This window comes from Ruegeria sp. BHSC223, assembly GCF_059613025.1.
Genome location: NZ_JBXWRR010000006.1, coordinates 50,577 through 65,970, shown reverse-complemented (window position 1 = coordinate 65,970; position 15,394 = coordinate 50,577). Strand labels below are relative to the sequence as shown.

14 protein-coding genes are annotated in these 15,394 nt (G+C 65.7%); 10 read left to right on the top strand and 4 right to left on the bottom strand.

Features of this window, described 5'->3' with window-relative positions; all coding sequences use genetic code 11:
* Positions 1-19: 19 nt before the first annotated feature.
* The 4 genes from leuS to AC2FNY_RS11665 all read left to right on the top strand — a co-directional run bounded on the left by leuS (position 20) and on the right by AC2FNY_RS11665 (position 4,756).
* Positions 20-2,578 carry a leucine--tRNA ligase gene (gene leuS / locus AC2FNY_RS11680; RefSeq protein WP_496802545.1) on the top strand — a complete coding sequence of 853 codons (2,559 nt, stop codon included), beginning with the start codon at positions 20-22 and terminating at the stop codon, positions 2,576-2,578.
* On the top strand, positions 2,565-3,056 hold the full coding sequence (gene lptE / locus AC2FNY_RS11675) for an LPS assembly lipoprotein LptE (protein ID WP_234138389.1): 492 nt from the start codon (positions 2,565-2,567) through the stop codon (positions 3,054-3,056). The genes leuS and lptE overlap by 14 nt, the downstream gene beginning before the upstream one ends.
* Entirely contained in the window at positions 3,053-4,081 is a 1,029-nt protein-coding gene (gene holA, locus AC2FNY_RS11670) for a DNA polymerase III subunit delta (protein WP_234144424.1), read from the top strand. The genes lptE and holA overlap by 4 nt, the downstream gene beginning before the upstream one ends.
* An 81-nt stretch (positions 4,082-4,162) precedes the next feature.
* A complete protein-coding gene (locus AC2FNY_RS11665) occupies positions 4,163-4,756 on the top strand; it encodes a glutathione S-transferase family protein (protein WP_234144425.1) in 594 nt (197 codons plus the stop codon).
* On the opposite strand, the gene AC2FNY_RS11660 is transcribed toward AC2FNY_RS11665, so the two are convergent.
* Both AC2FNY_RS11660 and AC2FNY_RS11655 read right to left on the bottom strand, forming a co-directional pair.
* The gene (locus AC2FNY_RS11660) at positions 4,726-5,925 is read right to left on the bottom strand and encodes a TIGR03862 family flavoprotein (protein WP_496802544.1); all 1,200 of its coding nucleotides are present in this window, start codon (positions 5,923-5,925) and stop codon (positions 4,726-4,728) included. The two genes, AC2FNY_RS11665 and AC2FNY_RS11660, sit on opposite strands and share 31 nt — an antisense overlap.
* Positions 5,922-7,256: a mechanosensitive ion channel family protein gene (locus AC2FNY_RS11655; protein WP_496802543.1), complete on the bottom strand. Its 1,335-nt coding sequence runs from the start codon at positions 7,254-7,256 to the stop codon at positions 5,922-5,924. The genes AC2FNY_RS11660 and AC2FNY_RS11655 overlap by 4 nt, the downstream gene beginning before the upstream one ends.
* 47 nt (positions 7,257-7,303) lie before the next feature.
* On the opposite strand from AC2FNY_RS11655, the gene AC2FNY_RS11650 reads away from it, so the two are divergent.
* Positions 7,304-7,630 carry an HNH endonuclease gene (locus AC2FNY_RS11650; protein ID WP_496802542.1) on the top strand — a complete coding sequence of 109 codons (327 nt, stop codon included), beginning with the start codon at positions 7,304-7,306 and terminating at the stop codon, positions 7,628-7,630.
* A 95-nt stretch (positions 7,631-7,725) separates the two neighbouring features.
* On the opposite strand, the gene AC2FNY_RS11645 is transcribed toward AC2FNY_RS11650, so the two are convergent.
* Positions 7,726-8,334 carry an enoyl-CoA hydratase/isomerase family protein gene (locus AC2FNY_RS11645; protein WP_496802541.1) on the bottom strand — a complete coding sequence of 203 codons (609 nt, stop codon included), beginning with the start codon at positions 8,332-8,334 and terminating at the stop codon, positions 7,726-7,728.
* Positions 8,331-9,083 carry an SDR family oxidoreductase gene (locus tag AC2FNY_RS11640; protein ID WP_496802540.1) on the bottom strand — a complete coding sequence of 251 codons (753 nt, stop codon included), beginning with the start codon at positions 9,081-9,083 and terminating at the stop codon, positions 8,331-8,333. Before AC2FNY_RS11640 ends, AC2FNY_RS11645 begins: the two co-directional genes overlap by 4 nt.
* A gap of 131 nt (positions 9,084-9,214) precedes the next feature.
* On the opposite strand from AC2FNY_RS11640, the gene AC2FNY_RS11635 reads away from it, so the two are divergent.
* The 5 genes from AC2FNY_RS11635 (at position 9,215) to lpxK (ending at position 15,392) form a co-directional block, all read left to right on the top strand.
* Positions 9,215-10,741: a DUF2125 domain-containing protein gene (locus tag AC2FNY_RS11635; RefSeq protein ID WP_234216425.1), complete on the top strand. Its 1,527-nt coding sequence runs from the start codon at positions 9,215-9,217 to the stop codon at positions 10,739-10,741.
* Positions 10,742-10,870: 129 nt separating this feature from the next.
* Entirely contained in the window at positions 10,871-12,217 is a 1,347-nt protein-coding gene (locus tag AC2FNY_RS11630; RefSeq protein ID WP_496802539.1) for a TldD/PmbA family protein, read from the top strand.
* Positions 12,204-13,007, top strand: a complete 804-nt coding sequence (locus AC2FNY_RS11625; RefSeq protein WP_496802538.1) for an inositol monophosphatase family protein — start codon at positions 12,204-12,206, stop codon at positions 13,005-13,007. Before AC2FNY_RS11630 ends, AC2FNY_RS11625 begins: the two co-directional genes overlap by 14 nt.
* Positions 13,008-13,174: 167 nt before the next feature.
* Positions 13,175-14,404: a 3-deoxy-D-manno-octulosonic acid transferase gene (locus AC2FNY_RS11620; protein ID WP_234176833.1), complete on the top strand. Its 1,230-nt coding sequence runs from the start codon at positions 13,175-13,177 to the stop codon at positions 14,402-14,404.
* Entirely contained in the window at positions 14,391-15,392 is a 1,002-nt protein-coding gene (gene lpxK, locus AC2FNY_RS11615; RefSeq protein WP_496802537.1) for a tetraacyldisaccharide 4'-kinase, read from the top strand. The genes AC2FNY_RS11620 and lpxK overlap by 14 nt, the downstream gene beginning before the upstream one ends.
* The last annotated feature ends 2 nt before the right edge of the window (positions 15,393-15,394 follow it).

The window sequence follows — 15,394 nt, the reverse complement described above, 5'->3', positions numbered from 1 at the left end:
ATCAAGGACCAGAACCGCCATGTCGCGCTATTCCGCCACCGAAATCGAAGCCAAATGGCAAGAGGCCTGGGACAAGGCCGGTATCTTCAGGGCCGCGCGCACGGCGGACAAGCCGAAATACTATGTGCTCGAGATGTTCCCCTATCCCTCGGGGCGCATCCATATCGGCCATGTGCGCAACTACACGATGGGTGACGTGATCGCGCGTTACAAACTGTCGAACGGGTTCAATGTGCTGCACCCGATGGGGTTCGACGCCTTTGGCATGCCAGCCGAAAACGCCGCCATGGCCAGCGGCGGCCACCCCAAGGACTGGACCTACACCAACATCGACACGATGGTCGCGCAGATGAAGCCGTTGGGCTTTGGCCTCGACTGGTCGCGGATGTTCGCCACCTGTGACCCGGAATATTACGGTCAGCAACAGGCACTGTTCCTCGATTTCCTCGAAAAGGGGCTGGTTTATCGCAAGAACGCGGTGGTGAACTGGGACCCCGTCGACATGACCGTTCTGGCCAATGAGCAGGTCGAGGACGGGCGCGGCTGGCGGTCTGGCGCGCTGGTCGAGCGGCGCGAACTGACGCAATGGTTCTTCAAGATCTCGGACATGTCGGGCGAGTTGCTGGATGCGCTCGACACGCTGGATGACTGGCCCGCCAAGGTGAAGCTGATGCAGGCCAACTGGATCGGCAAGTCGCGCGGGCTGCAATTCTCCTGGGCGCTGACCGCACCCGCCCATGGCATCGAGGCGCTCGACGTCTATACCACGCGGCCCGACACGCTGATGGGGGCCAGCTTCCTCGGCATCTCGCCCGACCACCCGCTAACCAAGGCATTGGAGGCCGAGAACCCGGAACTCGCCGCCAAGGTGGCCGAGATGCGCAAGGGCGGCACCACCGAGGAAGCCATCGAAAAGGCCGAGAAGCTGGGGGCCGATACCGGGCTGCGCGTGCGCCATCCGCTGAACCCTGACTGGGAGCTGCCGGTCTGGGTCGCCAACTTCATCCTGATGGATTACGGCACCGGCGCGATCTTTGCCTGCCCTGCGCATGACCAGCGCGACCTTGATTTCTGCCGCAAATACGACCTGCCGGTGATCGACACCTTTGTGGCGCTCGACGATCCAAAGCCGGTCGAGACCGAGGCCTTTGTGCCCCTGAAGACCGAAAAGGTGAAATGGATCGACCATTTCGCCGGGCTGGATGTGGCCACCGGACAAGAGGCGATCGACGCCACCATCGACTGGATGGAGGCAAAGGGCCTGGGCACTGGCGTGACCAAGTTCCGCCTGCGCGACTGGGGCCTGTCGCGACAGCGCTATTGGGGCTGCCCGATTCCCGTGGTCCACTGCGATAGCTGCGGCGTGGTGCCCGAGAAAAAGGAAAACCTGCCCATCCGGCTGCCCGACGATGTCACCTTTGACGTGCCCGGCAATCCGCTGGACCGGCACCCGACCTGGCGCAACTGCGCCTGCCCGTCCTGCGGTCAGCCCGCCCGGCGTGAAACAGACACGATGGACACGTTTGTCGATTCGTCTTGGTATTTCGCGCGCTTCACCGCCCCGCGCGCCGAAACGCCCACCGATATGGCCGAGGCCGAATACTGGATGAATGTCGACCAGTATATCGGCGGCATCGAACACGCGATCCTGCACCTGCTCTATTCGCGCTTCTTCGCCCGCGCGATGCATATTTGTGGCCACCTGCCCGAGAAGTCGAAAGAGCCGTTCAACGCGCTCTTTACGCAGGGCATGGTGACCCATGCGATCTACAAGACCACCGGCGCCGATGGCCGCCCGGTCTATCACTACCCCGAGGCTGTGCGTCTCGAAGGCGGCAAGGGCTATCTGGAGGATGGCACCGAGGTCGAGATCATCCCCTCGGCCAAGATGTCGAAATCCAAGAACAACGTGGTGGACCCGGTGGCCATCATCGACCGTTTCGGCGCCGACACCGCGCGCTGGTTCGTACTGTCCGACAGCCCGCCGGAACGCGACGTGGAATGGACCGATGCCGGCGCCGAAGCCGCGCACAAGCACCTGAACCGGGTCTGGAACCTGTGCGACAGGATCGCCGCGATGGACCCCGCCACCCCCGGCGAAGGTGACGACGACCTGTTGCGCGAGATGCACAAATGCATCCGCGACGTGACCAACGGGATCGAAAGCTTTGGCTTCAACGCCTCGATCGCCAAGCTCTATGCCTTTACCAACACCCTGGCGAAATCCAAGGCCGGGGCGGCGGCACAGAAACAGGCGATCATGACGCTGGCACAACTGATGTCGCCGATGACCCCGCACCTGGCCGAGGACATCTGGGCCCATCAGGGCGGCAAAGGCCTGATCGCGGCAGCCCCTTGGCCAGTCGCGGACGAGGCGATGCTGGTCGATGCGCTGGTTACCCTGCCGGTGCAGATCAACGGCAAGCGCCGCGCGGAAATCAGCGTGCCCGCCGATATGGACAAGACCGAGGTTGAAAAACTGGCACTCTCCACCGATGCTGTGCAAAAGGCGCTGGATGGCGCCGCACCGAAAAAGGTGATCGTCGTGCCGGGCCGGATCGTCAATGTGGTCGTTTAATCGCAGAACCCTGCTGATGCTGCCGCTGGCGCTGGCCGCCTGCGGCTTTCAGCCGGTCTATGGCCCTGGCGGAGCGGGCGATGCGCTGCGCGGCCGGGTCGAGGTTTCGGCCCCCGATGATGTCGAAAGCTATTGGCTGGTGCAGAATCTGGAACAGAGCCTGGGCCGGACCGCTGCCGCCGGCACCGACTATCTGCTGGACGTCAAGGTGCGCACCGCCTCGCAGGGGCAGGCAATCACCGCCTCGAACGACACCACCCGCTATTCCATCGTCGGCACCGCCGCCTATACCTTGACCGACAAGGAAAGCGGCGCAGTGATGGCCTCGGGCGAGGTCCGCAATTTCACCGGCTATTCCGCCACCGGATCGACCGTCGACACGCTGGCGGGGGAACGGGACGCGCGCCAGCGCCTGATGGTGATTCTCTCGGATCAACTGGTCACCCAGCTTTACGCAACGCTGGACCAACCGGCATGAAGCTGTCCCCGCGCGAGGCGGATGGCTATTTCGCCCGACCCGACGCGGGCAAGACGGGCATCCTGATCCACGGGGCCGATGCCATGCGCATCGCGCTGAAACGCCAGCAGATCATCGCGGCACTGATTGGTCCGGGGGGCGAGGAAGAGATGCGCCTGACCCGAATGCCGGGGGCTGAATTGCGCAAGGACGCGGCCCAGCTTTTGGACGCGGTCAAGGCGGTTGGGTTCTTTCCCGGCCCGCGCGTTGTCTTTGTCGAGGATTGCCCCGAAACCTCGGCCCCCGCAGTTCTGGCAGCGCTTGAGGACTGGCAGCCGGGCGATGCGCAGATCGTGGTGACCGCCGGTCAGTTGAAGCCGAGTTCCAAGATCCGCAAGGCCTTCGAAACCCATCCCAACGCCTATGCCGCCGGCATCTATGACGACCCGCCCTCGCGGGCCGAAATCGAACGGATGCTGACCGCCGCCGGCATCCGCGACGTCCCGCCCGAGCCGATGACGGTTCTGTCCGATCTGGCGCGCGATCTGGGGCCGGGCGATTTCGCGCAGACGATGGAAAAGCTGGCGCTTTACAAGCTGGGAGACGCGGCACCTTTGGGGCTCGAGGACATTGCGGCCTGTGCCCCCCGCTCGACCGAGGCGGCGCTGGACGATGTTCTGAACGTGGTGGCCGAGGGCAAGGAGGGCGAGATCGGACCATTGATCCGTCGTCTGCAAGCCCAGGGCACGACGCCGGTCAGCCTGTGTATCGGGGCAACCCGACATTTCCGCACGCTCTATGCCTGTGCCTCGGCCCCCGGTGGCCCGGCGCAGGGCATCGGCACATTGCGCCCGCCGGTCTTTGGCCCACGCCGCGACCGCATCCTGAGCCAGGCCAAGCGTTGGGGCGCAAGGCGACTGGAAGCGGCCCTGACGGTGCTGACTGATACCGACCTCGCCTTGCGCTCGGCCGGGCAATCGGCGCCCCAGATGGCGCTGGTCGAGCGGGCGATGATCCGGCTGGCGTGGCTGTCCCGGTCACGGTGACGTTACGGCCTCGCACGCAGGGCTTGACCCCGCGCGCGCCGACACCATCCTGCAACGGGATCATCAGAATGGGAGAGGATCATGTACAAGGTCTATGGGCGGGTCAAAAGCCGTGCTTCGCGTGTTTTGTGGCTGCTCGAAGAGTTGGGGCAACCCTACGAATTCGTCGATGTCGGCCCGCATGACCCACAGGTCAAGGCCCTGAACGGCAGCGGCAAGATCCCGGTGCTGGTCGATGGAGAGCACGTGATCACCGACAGCTCTGCCATCATGACCTATCTTACCGACAAGCATGGCGACCTGACCTACCCCGCCGGAACGCCCGAACGCGCCAAGCAGGACGCCTTGTTCCACACGATCCTTGACGAGATCGACGGGGTGCTGTGGGTCGCCGCCCGCCACGGGTTCATCCTGCCCGAGGACAAGCGCGTGCCTGCCGTCATCGACTGTGCCAAATGGGAGTTCGAGCGCAATCTGGCGCGTCTGGAATCCCGTCTGGGCGACCCGTTCGCAATGGGAGACAAGATGACGATCGTCGATATCCTGTTGGTACATTGCCTCAACTGGGCCTTTGGTGCCGGTTTCCCGATCACTTCGGACCGGATCAAGGCCTATGGCAAGGCGGTACGCGCGCGCCCCGCGTTTCAGCGCATGGGTGCATTGACCCCGGCCTGAACCCAAGCCGCCGCCGCGCGGCCGGCCCAGCGGCCGGTCGCCAGGCATCCGGTCAGGAGGTAGCCGCCAGTCGGCGCCTCCCAATCCAGCATCTCGCCCGCGCAGAACGTGCCGGGCATCTGCTTTAGCATCAGTCCCTCATCCAGCGTCGTGCGCGGCACCCCGCCTGCGGTCGAAATCGCCTCGTCCATCGGGCGCAGGCCAGCATGGTGCACCGGCAATCGCTTGAGCAGCGCTGCCAATGCCTCGGGCGCCTGCGGCAACGGGCGGCCGAATTCCATCAGCAATGCCCGACATTCCGGAGCCAGTTTCAGCACCTTGCGCAGATGCGACGACAGGCTGGCCTTGCCCCGCGGACGCGCCAATCGAGCGGCCACCTCTTCCAGCGGCAGGTCGGGCAACAGATCGACAAACAGGGGAACGCCCTGCCGGACCGCCGCCGAGACCGCATAAATGCCGCCGCCCTCAAGCCCACGGGCAGAAATCACCGCCTCGCCCCGGCTGCTCAGCGCGCCCGCCTGCCAGGCCACGCCCTTGACCGGGTGACCGGCCAGCGGCGCCATATGCGCGGACCAATCGACCAGCAGCCCGGCATTGGCGGGTGCAAAGGGTGTCAGCTCGACCCCGCGCGCGCCCAGCACCCCGGCCCAGGCCCCGTCCGAGCCGAGCCGGGCCCAGCTGGCCCCGCCCAGCGCAAGCACGGTGACCAAAGGTTCGATCCGTTGCGCCCCCTCGGGCGTGTCGAAACAGAGCGCACCACCCTGCCAACCGGTCCAGCGCCAGCGGGTACGAATCTCGACCCCGTGTCCCGCCAGTTCCGCCAACCAGGACCGCAACAGCGGAGAGGCCTTCATCGCGGTCGGAAACACCCGCCCCGTCGAACCGGTAAACAGGTCCTGCCCCAGGTCGCGCGCCCAATCCTGAACCGCATGGGCATCAAAGGCCGCCAGCATCGGGCGCAGCCAGCCAGCCGCATCGCCATAGGCGGCAAGCAGCCGCTCAAGAGGTTCGTCCTTGGTCAGGTTCAGACCCGACTTGCCCGCCATCAGGAACTTGCGCGCAACCGAGGGCTTGGCCTCGGCCACCAGCACCGGCAGGCCGGCGCGGGCCAACTCGCCAGCGGCCATCAGACCCGCGGGTCCTGCCCCTATGACGACCGCCGGTTTCATGCCTGCCGCGTCTCGATACTGCCGGAAAGTTCCACCACCCGATGCGGATAGGGGATTTCGATGCCGTTCTCCTTGAGCGCGTTCCAGATCAGGAACAGCACATCGGACATGAACTTGTTCTTGCCGTCATCGATCCCCTCGACCCAGAATTCGACCGCGAAATCGACCCCGCTATCGCCGAAACCGCGCAGCTCGCAATCGGGTGGAAAGGGGCTTGCCAGCACACCGGGATGTGTCGCCACCGCCGCTTCGATGATCGCGGGCACCCGGTTGATATCCGTGTCATAGCTCACCGAAAACGGTGCCTCGTACCGGTTGGCGCTTCCCTGATCCGAGAAGTTCACTACCCGCGTGGTGATGAAATCCTCGTTCGGGACCACGATCCAGCGCCCGTCGAATGTCTCGAGGATGGTTGCGCGCGCGGTCATCTTGACGATGGTGCCGGCCTCTCCCCCGTCGAGTTCAACGTAATCGCCGACGGTTGCCTGCCCTTCGAGCAGCAGGATGACGCCCGAGATGAAATTCGACGCGATCTTTTGCAGGCCAAAGCCGAGGCCGACGCCGATGACACCACCCAGAACGGCCAGCGAGGTCAGGCTGATCCCCATGATGTTCATCACCAGCAGGAAGGCGATGCCGAAGATACCGATCTCGACCGCCTTGACGGTCAGTTCGCGCATCGCCGGGCGCATTTCACGCTGTTGCTTGATGAATTGCGCCGACTGGTCGTTGGACCAGCGCCCGAGCCAGAAAATGGCGCCGCCCACGACAAGGAAACGCAACGCGAAGAGCAGCGAAAAGGACAGGTTGCCCAGCGGCACCACGGTCTCGTCCAGCCTGGCCATGGCCGGTTCCAGAAGGCCCAGCGCATAGAGCGCCGCCACCGGGATCAACACGTAACGGCCCAGCAGCTTCATCAGCGGATCGTCGAGGATTTCGCGCACCAGAATGCGGGCGGCCAGGAACAGGAACACCCGCTTGCCAAAGGCAATCACCGCGCCCGAGCCGAACAGCGAGCGGGTGACACTCTCGCCGATGCCGGTAAAGACATAGGCCAGGAGCGGCAGCAGAAGCGGCACAAAGACCAACACGAAACGGCGGGTCCGCGACAGCGGATCCATCTGTCCCGATGGTGGGGTCAGCAGGCGCGACAGTGGCCCACGCAACCGGCGCGCGGCATAGAGCGCCACCAGATAGGCCACCATCAACAGGGCGAATTGCGACCAGGCGGCCGCGCTCGACAGCCAGCCCAGCGCAATTGTCCAGAGACGCTCGCCCTGTTCGATCAGGCTGTTCAGCAGCTCGGTCTGGGCCTGTGTTCCGAATTCCATGGGTCTCTCCACTTGCGCCGTTTGCACGGTGGTGCATCCTCTTGCCCATGACAGACAAGGAAAACAAGTGCTCGGATCTCCCCCCACCCGAAGGGGTCTGCCCGTTATGCGAACGGCCGATACCCGAAGGCGACGGCAGCCAGCACCACCTGATCCCCCGGCTGAAGGGTGGCAAGGGAGGACCGACGGTCCTGTTGCATGTCATCTGCCACAAGGAGGTCCATGCCACCCTGACCGAGGCGGAACTGGCGCGCAGCTTTCACACGGTAGAGGCTCTGCGCGCCCATCCCCGGTTGGCGAAGTTTCTCGCCTGGGTGCGCAAACGACCCCCCGGGTTTCGCTCGAAAGTGCCGGGCGGGCGGCGCAAACGCTAGCAACTCAGAGCCTTGACGCGCGACGGCGACCGGAAACCTGCAAGGTTTCCGGCCCGGTTTCGGTGCACGAAACCGGCGCTGTCCTGAAGGGCTGGTCAGGAACAGAGCCGGGAAATACCTGCCGCAACCGCCGGATCGGCGGCCAGGGAATCGGCCACCAGCGCGCGGGCGGTCTCCATCAGCTGTTCGGCGGCTACGATCCGGTCGATCAGGCCGAAGTCATAGGCCTCCTGCGCAGAGATTTTTTGCCCCGCCATCAGGATCAGCCGGGTCCGCGCCGGGCCGATCAGCGCCGCCATGCGGGCCGGATCGGAAGGTTGCGGCAGAAAGCCAAGCTTCATCACCGGATAGAACACCTTGGCCTCGGGCACCGCGATGCGCAGGTCGCAGGCCAGTGCCATGCCGTTGGCGCCACCCGCCAGTGTGCCGTTCAGGGCCGCGACCGTCAGGCAAGGCAGCGCCGCGATCGCGCCTGACAGCCGCTCCCACAGGTCCGAGGTCGCCAGCCCCGCCCGCGCGGCCTCGAGATCGGCGCCGGCGCTGAACACCTTGCCACGCCCGGTCAGGATCAACGCCCGCGCCTCGCCCGCCGTCTCGGCGATCTCGACCAGCCGTTCCAGCATGGCCGCCGTCAGCGAATTGGCCTTGTCGGGGCGGTTCAGGGTGACGGTCCACAGACCGCCCTCCTTTTCGAGTTCGATCATGCCAGCCCCACACGCTTGCGAATTTCTTCGTCCCTGAGCGAGATCTCGGTGCCCAGAAACGCGTCTGACTCGGGCCCGCACATCCACAACAGCGCCCGCGCCGGCCAGTCGGCCGGGATATGCGCCGACCAATCGAGCTGGCTGACCGGGTTGATGCCCGACCCCTTGATCTCGCGCTGCATCTGGGTGGCAACCGTACCCGGCGACAGGCCCATGGCGCGGATGCCGTGATGGCCCTCTTCCAGATGCAGGCAGGCGGTCAGCATCGCTGCGCCGGCCTTGGACGCGCAATAGTGGCTCCAGGCCTCGACCGGGTTATGGGCGGCGCCTGAACTGACGGTCAAGATGGTTCCGCCCCCCGCTCTACGCATCACCGGCAGTGCCGCGCGCATGCCGTAATAGACACCCTTGAGGTTGATATCGATGGCGTGGCCCCATCCAGCCGGGTCCGAGCTGGCCAGATGCGAGATCGGCTCGATCACACCTGCGTTATTGATCAGCACGTCGAGCCCGCCGAACCGCGACACCGCCGCGTTCACCGCACCCGCCACCTGCGCCGCGTCGGCCACGTCGCAAGCCAGTGCCAGCGCGGTCTCGCCGATCTCGGATGCCTGCTCGGCCAGCGCCTCGGCGCTGCGTGCCAACAAGACGACATTGGCCCCGGCCGCGGCAAAGACGCGCCCGGCCTCGGCCCCGATCCCCCGGCTTGCGCCAGTGATCATAACGGTTTTTCCCTGCATTCCGGTCATCCACCTTCCTCCCGTGTCTGCTCTGCCAAGTCCTACGCCGTGACTCGGGAAGGGTCCAGTACCACCCCCCTTGACGCCCGTTGCCCACCGAAACACGATAGGGACGAAATTGATCCAGAGAGGTTCTTGTGATGCCCGTTTTCCTCCGCCGCACGTCCGGCGCCGTACTCGCCTATGCCATTGCAACCCAGGGCGCCTGGGCCGATCTGACCGCCGAGCAGGTCTGGGCCGACTGGAGCGCCTATCTGGGCGGCATGGGCTATGACGTCGCAGGCACGGAAAGCCGATCGGGCAACACGCTGACGATCACCGATTTCAGCATGTCCATGGGCATTCCCGAGCAGGACAGCGCGATGTCGTTCTCGATGCCACAGATCACCATGACCGATCAGGGCGACGGATCGGTGCGGATCGGCCTGCCCGAAGAATTCCCGCTGACCTTCGTTTTCTCTGTCGAGGACGAGGCACCGGTAACCGGTACTCTCACCTATACCAACCGCAACATGTCCATGGTCGCGACCGGCGACCCGGATGACATGACCTATGATTACAGCGCCGATCAGGTCAGCCTGCGGCTCGCCTCGCTGGAGGCCGATGGCGAGACGATGCCCGCCGATGCGCTGAGTTTCCTGCTGGAGATGACGGCCATCTCCGGCACCTCGGAAATGAAACTGGGCGAGATGCGCGACCTAGTGCAAAGCTTCACCGCCTCCGGCCTGACATATGCGCTGTCTTTCGACGATCCCGACTCGGACGATGCGGGGAACTTCTCGGGCACGCTTTCGGATGTACACTATTCCGGCACCGGCAGCCTGCCGACCAGTTTTGACGCGACCAACTTCTCGGACATGCTGAAATCGGGTTTCGCCTTTGACGCGCTGATGAGCTATGGCGCTGGCAGCGGCAATATGGCGGCCAAGGGTGATGGCGACGATTTTGCCATGACATCCTCGTCACAGGGTGGTGATTTCCGGATCGCCATGGATGCCAGCCATGTGGTCTACGATCTCAAGGGCCGCCAGTCGCAGATTTCCATGACGACACAGGACCTGCCCTTTCCCATTGATCTGGCGATGGCGGAATCGGGGTTCAAGCTGGATATCCCCACCCAGGCGGGCGACGATCCGCAACCCTTCAGCTTTGGCATGAACCTGACCGATTTCACCATGTCGGACATGATCTGGGGCATGTTCGACCCCGCCGGTGCCCTGCCGCGCGATCCGGCGACCGTGGCGCTTGACCTGTCGGGCCTGGCGACGGTTCTGGTCGATTTTCTCGACCCGACCGTGGCAGAAACGCTCGAAGCGACCGGCGGTGCGCCGGGCGAGTTGAACGAGTTGACCATCAACCAGCTGCTGGTCTCGCTGGTGGGGGCCAAGCTGACCGGTACTGGCGCCTTCACCTTTGACAATTCCGACTACGAATCCTTTGACGGCATTCCGGCGCCTTCGGGCGTGGCCAACCTGACCCTGTCCGGGGCAAATGCGCTGCTCGACAAGCTGATCGCCATGGGTTTCGTGTCCGAGGATGACGCCATGGGCGCACGGATGATGATGGGCATGCTGGCCGTACCCGGCGATGCGCCCGACACGCTGAACTCGAAGATCGAGATCAACGAACAGGGCCATATCCTCGCAAACGGTCAGCGTATCAAGTAACGGCTCCAGCGGGGTGCGCGCATCGGCTGCGCGCCCTGCTGACACCTTGGTCACCCGAACCGCGCCCTGCGGGGCTTGCAGCGGGCGGCGGCGGGGGCTACCTCCCTGACAACAGCCAAAGGACAGCCCATGCCGCACAAGGCCGAAGACCTCAGCCACGCTCTCTTGCACGCCGCCCGTCAGGCTGGCGCCGAAGCCGCCGATGCGTTGGTGGTCGAGGGTACCTCGGTCTCGGTCGAGGTGCGCGGCGGTGCCCTGGAACATGCCGAACGTTCCGAAGGGACCGATCTGGGCCTGCGGGTGTTTGTCGGCAAACGGCAGGCGATCGTGTCCAGTTCGGACAGCCGCCCCGAGGCGATGGCCGCGATGGCCGAACGCGCGGTGGCGATGGCGCGTGAAGCGCCCGAGGACCCTTACGCCGGGCTGGCCGACCCTGATCAGCTGGCCCGCGACTGGGACCTTGCAGCGCTCGACCTGCGTGACCCTGCCGCCGAACCCGATCCCGAAGCGCTGATGCAGGACGCGTTGGCCGCCGAGGCCGCCGCCGCGGCGGTAACCGGCGTGACCCAGGTGTCGGATGCCGCCGCGTCTTATGGACAGCATCATGTTCATCTGGCCGCCAGCAACGGGTTTTCCGGCGGATATGGGCGCAGCGTGCGCTCGTTGTCCTGCGTTGCGATTTCGGGCAGCGGGACAGGGATGGAGCGGGACGCCGATGGCGACAGCCGCACCTATCAGTCCGACCTGCGCAGCCCCGAAGAGATCGGCCGCAGTGCCGGCGAACGGGCGGTTGCCCTGCAAGGCGCGCGCAAACCGGCAACCGGCAGCTATCCGGTACTGTTCGATGAACGCATCTCCTCTTCGCTGATCGGGCATCTGCTGGCAGCGGCCAATGGCGCCTCGGTTGCGCGCGGCTCGTCCTGGCTCAAGGACAATCTGGGCGAGCAGGTGCTGCCTGCCGCCCTGTCACTGGTCGAGGATCCGCATCGCCCGCGTGTCTCGGGTTCGCGCCCTTTCGATGCCGAAGGATTGCCCACACGGGCGCGCGCCATCGTGCAAGACGGAGTGCTGACCGGCTGGACGCTGGATCTGGCCAGCGCGCGCAAGCTGGGGTTGGCTTCGACCGGCAATGCCACGCGCGGCGTATCGGGCCCACCCTCGCCCAGCAACTGGAACCTGACGCTGACACCCGGCACGGCGTCGCGTGACGATCTGATGCGCGATATGGGGACAGGGCTGCTGGTGACCTCGCTGATCGGGTCGACGATCAACCCCAACACGGGCGACTATTCGCGAGGGGCCTCGGGCTTCTGGATCGAAAACGGCCAGATCGCCTATCCGGTCAACGAATGCACCATCGCGGGCAATCTGCGCGACATGTTGCTGCGGATGATCCCGGCAAACGATGCCCGCCCCTGGCTGTCGCGGGTGGTACCGTCGATCCTGATCGAGGGGATGACGCTTGCCGGAAACTGACCTCGACCTGTTGATCCGCGCCGCACGCGAGGCCGGGCGCATCGCCACCCGCTACTCAGGCCGCGATGCCCAGAGCTGGGACAAGCCCGATGGCGCCGGCCCGGTGACCGAGGCCGATCTGGCGGTGAACGCGATGCTGGCCCAGATGCTGCCCGCTGCCCGCCCCGGCTATGGCTGGCTCAGCGAAGAGACCGAGGACACCGCCGCGCGGCTGGATCACGACCGTGTGTTCATCATCGACCCGATCGACGGCACCCGCAGCTTTGCCGAAGGGTCGCGCACCTGGGCGCATGCGCTGGCGGTCGCGGATCGGGGCGTGGTTACCGCCGCCGCCGTTTATCTGCCCCAGCGCGACCTGCTGTTCACCGCCGAGGCGGGCGGTGGCGCCTTTCTGAACGGCGAACCGATCCGGGTCTCGGCGCCCACCGACCTGGCGCAGGCGCATATTCTGGCCGCGCGACCAAATCTGCGCCCCGAACACTGGACCGGGGGACAGGCGCCTGAGTTCCACCGCGACTATCGTCCTTCGCTTGCCTATCGTCTGGCGCTGGTGGCGCAGGGGAGATTCGACGGGATGCTGACCCTGCGTCCCAGCTGGGAATGGGATATCGCGGCTGGCGAGTTGATCCTGCGCGAGGCGGGCGGGCTTTGCACCGACCGGAGCGGTGCGGCCTTGCGCTTCAACAATCCCAAACCCCGGCTGGACGGGGTCATCGCCGGTGGGGATATCGTGCATCGCGGCCTGTTCGGCGCCCTCGATCCCGCCGGTACGGGCATTACGGCGCATTGACCGCGGCGGTCCTTGGCGCCCGATGACTTGACCCGGGCCGCCAAACCCGTAGGGTGCCGCCGATTTCAACCCCTCTCCGTCAGGAGCGCCGCATGGCATCCACTGCCCAGACCGACCGGCGATCCGGCGCCCCTGAAGGCATTGCGCCACGAGGGCAGGACTAAGCCATGGCACGGTCTCTCAGCCTTGCGGCCTATCGCGTGCTCAATTGGCGGGGTGTGACCCCCCCGGGCCGGGACATGCCGGATCGCCCCGAGGGCGAACTGGTCTGGATACATGTGAACAACCGCAGCCGGTTCCCCGCGCTTTGCGATCTGTCGCAGCGGCTGGTCGCCCTGCGCCCCGAGCTAAGCCTGCTGTTCACAATCCCGGCGGATATGCGGATCGATGACTGGACCGCGCCCCGTGGTCATATCTCGGTCCTGCCCGAGGATCACCCCGCCCCGGCGCGCCGGTTTCTGGATCACTGGCGTCCGGATCTGTGCCTGTGGTCGGGTGGCGCACTGAAACCCAACCTGATCGACGAGACAGACAGCGCCGGCATTCCGATGCTGCTGATCGACGTCTCTGAACGCGAGCTACAGGCCCGCCGCCACCGCTGGCTGCCAGATCTGACACGCACCATGTTGGATTGTTTCGACATGATCCTGACCGATGGCGAGGCAACCGCGCGCTATGTGCGACGGGCCGGCATCTCGCCAACCAAGGTCCGCGCATCGAGCCCGCTGCAAATCAGCGCAAACCCCACGCCTTGGCCCGAAGAGGAACTGGTCGAGACCAACGCAACCCTGGGTGGCAGGCCGGTCTGGCTGTCGGCCTGGACCCAGCCCAAAGAGTTCATCTCGGTTTTGACCGCGCATCGCCACGCGCTGCGGCTGTTGCACCGGCTCTTGCTAATCGTGCATGTAGTCGACCCGAGCGAGGCTGGACCGCTGCGCACACGGCTCGAGGCGATGGATTTGCGTTGCGCCGACTGGGATGCGGGCGACCGGATCGAGGATTCAACTCAGGTTGTGATCAGCGCCCATGCCGAGGATCTGGGCCTTTGGTACCGGATTTCACCGCTGACCTTCATGGGCAGCTCTCTGGAATTCGGCACTGGCGGGCGCGATCCGCTGACCGCGGTGGCGCTGGGTTCGGCGCTGCTTTACGGTCCGAATGTGCGTGCTCACATGGAGACATATATACGGCTGGCCTCGGCCGGTGCCGCGCGCTCGGTGCGCGATGCCGAGGCGCTGGGGCGCGAGGTCGTCGACCTGCTGGCCCCGGACGCGGCGGCCCGCATGGCCCTTGCGGGCTGGCAGGTTGCCACGGAAACCGCCCATCTGACCGACGAATTGATCGACATGGTGCAGGACCGGCTGGACCGGCGAAAGGCGGTTCATGCGAGCACCTGAATTCTGGCAGAACGATCCGGCACATCCGGGCTGGCAGTCGCGGCTGCTGGCGCCGCTGGGCGCGCTCTATGCCCGCGCCACCGCACGGCGACTGGCGGGCGGTGATCCGATCAAGGTGCCAGTACCGGTGATCTGCATCGGCAACCTGAACGCGGGCGGCACCGGCAAGACCCCCAGCGCGATTTGGGTGGCCGAGCGGCTGCGCGATGCCGGGCACGAACCGCATGTGGTCACGCGTGGCTATGGCGGCACGCTCGAAGGCCCGGTGCAGGTCGATCCACGCCGCCACCGCGCCGAGCAGGTGGGTGACGAGCCATTGCTGCTGGCTGCCTTTGCCGAGGTCTGGGTGGCCAAGGACCGCGCCGCAGGCGCCCGCGCGGCGGCAGCGGCGGGGGCCAGCGTGATCATCCTGGATGACGGGTTCCAGAATCCCGCAGTGGCCAAGGATCTTTCGATCGTCGTTGTGGATGCGGCCCAGGGGTTTGGCAACGGGCGCTGCATTCCCGCCGGCCCATTGCGGGAACCGGTGGCAACAGGTCTTGCCCGTGCCGACCTTGTTCTGGCCCTGGGAGATGCGCAGGCACAGGACCAGTTTCGCGACACCTGGGGCGCCGCGCTGACCGTGCCATTGATCACTGCCGAGCTGAAGCCGCTGCGCACCGGGATGGACTGGACCGCGACCCCGGTGCTGGCCTTTGCCGGGATCGGCAACCCGGCCAAGTTCTTTCGCACGCTTCGGGCCGAAGGTGCCGATCTGCGCCGGGCCGAGGCGCTGGACGATCACCAGCCGCTGACACCGGCCCTGATGACCCGGCTGGAAAACGAAGCGCGGCTTTTGGGCGCCCAGATGGTGACGACCGAGAAGGATGCCGTGCGGCTGCCACCCGCGTTCCGGTCCAAGGTCATCACCCTGCCGGTGCGGCTGGAGGTCACGGACGAGGACAGATTGCGCAGCATCCTGCTGGCCGCCGCGCCGCCCCCGCCCTGAGG

What these genes read in the sequence shown, in the direction of transcription:
- leuS (WP_496802545.1), top strand. Translation starts at nt 20, where the DNA reads ATGTCGCGCTATTCCGCCACCGAAATCGAAGCCAAATGGCAAGAGGCC.
- lptE (WP_234138389.1), top strand. Translation starts at nt 2,565, where the DNA reads ATGTGGTCGTTTAATCGCAGAACCCTGCTGATGCTGCCGCTGGCGCTG.
- holA (WP_234144424.1), top strand. Translation starts at nt 3,053, where the DNA reads ATGAAGCTGTCCCCGCGCGAGGCGGATGGCTATTTCGCCCGACCCGAC.
- AC2FNY_RS11665 (WP_234144425.1), top strand. Translation starts at nt 4,163, where the DNA reads ATGTACAAGGTCTATGGGCGGGTCAAAAGCCGTGCTTCGCGTGTTTTG.
- AC2FNY_RS11660 (WP_496802544.1), bottom strand. Translation starts at nt 5,925, where the DNA reads ATGAAACCGGCGGTCGTCATAGGGGCAGGACCCGCGGGTCTGATGGCC.
- AC2FNY_RS11655 (WP_496802543.1), bottom strand. Translation starts at nt 7,256, where the DNA reads ATGGAATTCGGAACACAGGCCCAGACCGAGCTGCTGAACAGCCTGATC.
- AC2FNY_RS11650 (WP_496802542.1), top strand. Translation starts at nt 7,304, where the DNA reads ATGACAGACAAGGAAAACAAGTGCTCGGATCTCCCCCCACCCGAAGGG.
- AC2FNY_RS11645 (WP_496802541.1), bottom strand. Translation starts at nt 8,334, where the DNA reads ATGATCGAACTCGAAAAGGAGGGCGGTCTGTGGACCGTCACCCTGAAC.
- AC2FNY_RS11640 (WP_496802540.1), bottom strand. Translation starts at nt 9,083, where the DNA reads ATGACCGGAATGCAGGGAAAAACCGTTATGATCACTGGCGCAAGCCGG.
- AC2FNY_RS11635 (WP_234216425.1), top strand. Translation starts at nt 9,215, where the DNA reads ATGCCCGTTTTCCTCCGCCGCACGTCCGGCGCCGTACTCGCCTATGCC.
- AC2FNY_RS11630 (WP_496802539.1), top strand. Translation starts at nt 10,871, where the DNA reads ATGCCGCACAAGGCCGAAGACCTCAGCCACGCTCTCTTGCACGCCGCC.
- AC2FNY_RS11620 (WP_234176833.1), top strand. Translation starts at nt 13,175, where the DNA reads ATGGCACGGTCTCTCAGCCTTGCGGCCTATCGCGTGCTCAATTGGCGG.
- lpxK (WP_496802537.1), top strand. Translation starts at nt 14,391, where the DNA reads ATGCGAGCACCTGAATTCTGGCAGAACGATCCGGCACATCCGGGCTGG.